The sequence below is a fragment of the Longirhabdus pacifica genome, from assembly GCF_004115085.1.
GTDB classification, from domain to species: domain Bacteria; phylum Bacillota; class Bacilli; order Paenibacillales; family DSM-105158; genus Longirhabdus; species Longirhabdus pacifica.
In genome coordinates this window covers 1-897 of sequence record NZ_QXJP01000065.1, presented here as the reverse complement: position 1 = coordinate 897, position 897 = coordinate 1, and the positions used below count along the sequence as shown (strand labels likewise).

1 protein-coding gene is annotated in these 897 nt (G+C 41.7%); it reads left to right on the top strand.

Going from position 1 to position 897, the window contains the following annotated elements; genetic code table 11:
* Window positions 1-897: M56 family metallopeptidase (locus tag D1Z92_RS17080; RefSeq protein ID WP_164931705.1), on the top strand; the 897-nt coding region annotated here is incomplete at both ends.

Genomic DNA, 897 nt, shown 5'->3' with positions numbered 1-897 from the left:
TTTCTACTAAAAAGGTATGCTGCAAAGTGGACGTATTACGCATGGCTCATCATCATTATTGGCTTGATTATCCCGTTTAGACCGGAAATCAATATGTCCTTGATCGAGGTGAATCTACCTTTTGTCTCCACTGAGAATGAAGCGCAAATGGCAGCGCCAGGAGATGATTCCTTTCAAAGTATACGCCAAGAGCAGCCGTTGCCATATGATCAATCTAATGGAATCAATCCGCACACCAGCTATGATAGCTCAGAAATAGGAGAAGAACTTGTCACTGACAGCAATGTGCATCTTCCAATGGAGGTTCACACAGAAGGAACACACGCGGAGTTCTCTAATATACATGGTGAAGTCATAAGTACATCAGCGACTGTGTATCCGGAAGAGCAAGGTAAAGTTTTGACATCGGATGTAGGATGGAGTTCCATGATCTTTGCGATTTGGTTGGCAGGAGTAATAGCTTACCTTGTATATCAACTTCAGTATTATTATCGGTTTATCCAGACGCTATATCGGTGGAGTGAAGATATTCATCAATCAGCTATTACATCGGTGTTTGAAACACTTAAAAATAGCATGAACATTAAAACAAATGTATTGTTGAAACAATCGTCTATTATCGATACACCGATGTTAATAGGGTTGATGAAGCCCACTATCGTGTTGCCGCATAGTAATTATGACTCACATGAGTTGCGTTTTGTACTAACCCATGAACTCGTGCACTATAAGCGAAAAGATGTGTGGGTGAAAGCACTAACGATGGTAGCAACCGCGATGCATTGGTTCAACCCATTACTTTACGTGATGTCCAAAGCGATTTCAACGCAATGTGAGATCTCTTGCGATGAAGCCGTGGTGAAAAGGATAGATCAGAACGGACGAAGAGAATACGGA